The sequence below is a fragment of the Pseudoalteromonas sp. SR43-3 genome (assembly GCF_014163875.1).
In the GTDB taxonomy this organism is placed as follows: Bacteria; Pseudomonadota; Gammaproteobacteria; order Enterobacterales; family Alteromonadaceae; genus Pseudoalteromonas; species Pseudoalteromonas distincta.
Genome location: NZ_JACJEC010000044.1, coordinates 1 through 1,003, shown reverse-complemented (window position 1 = coordinate 1,003; position 1,003 = coordinate 1). Strand labels below are relative to the sequence as shown.

Annotated in this window: 1 protein-coding gene and 1 pseudogene; both read right to left on the bottom strand. The window is 36.7% G+C overall.

The window, feature by feature from the left end; translation table 11 throughout:
• Positions 1 to 245 (bottom strand): annotated as a pseudogene (locus H5088_RS20090) (flagellin); the annotation flags it as partial.
• Positions 246 to 554: 309 nt separating this feature from the next.
• Positions 555 to 1,003: flagellin (locus H5088_RS20420; RefSeq protein WP_259398148.1), on the bottom strand; the 449-nt coding region annotated here is incomplete at its 5' end.

The window sequence follows — 1,003 nt, the reverse complement described above, 5'->3', positions numbered from 1 at the left end:
TGCATCGCCCCCTCGGCTGTTTGCGCCATTGAAATACCATCGTTAGCATTTCGTTGCGCTACAGCTAAACCATTAATTTGCGATGTCATACGATTCGAAATCTGCAAGCCAGCCGCATCATCTTTTGCACTGTTAATGCGCATACCTGAAGCTAAACGCTCCATTGATGTTGCTAGGCCTTCGCCTGACTTTGTTAGATTACGTTGTGCGTTTAGTGACGATACATTTGTGTTAACTGAAATCATAATAAAACTCCTGATTACTTTCGTAATGTTGCTATTTAATTTAACCAAGAGCTGTCACAAATGTATGCTCAGCTCCGTACTGATTAAGTTAACGGCAGGAGGTAAATTATCTTTAGGAGTATTTTGAAAATAAATTAGTTTATTTGTTTAATAAAATGTAATTAGCTGTTTTAAATTAAAAAATAGTTAATTATTAATTTTTATAGCGCATAAGGTTGTGTTTCAGATAATTTTTACTATTTCAAGAAACAAAAAACGCACTTCAAGTTGAAGTGCGTTTATATAAACAGTTACTAGTGAACTAAATAATTAGCCACCTAATAAACTAATAGCAGCTTGTGGAATTTGGTTTGCTTGTGAAAGTATTGACGTACCCGCTTGTTGTAGTATTTGGTTCTTGGTCATTTCAGCAGTTTCAGTTGCAAAATCAGTATCCTGAATACGGCTACGTGATGCTGATAAATTCTCCTCAATATTCGCTAAATTGTTAATTGTGTAACCAAAGCGATTTTGAATCGCACCTAAATCAGATCGATTGCTGTCTATTTTAGACAGTGCTGCATCAATAATAGATAAGGCGTTTTGAGAGCCATCAGCACTCGTTAAATCCACCTTATCTACACTGGTTAGTGTTGAGTCAGCAGCCGTTCCTATTGTAGTATCTGAGGTCGATGTTTTGAATGTATTATCAGAAGTTAAATTCACAGTACCCGCTATTCGAGCAGTAACATCACCACCTTCCGTCAAAGCGCTAGCTT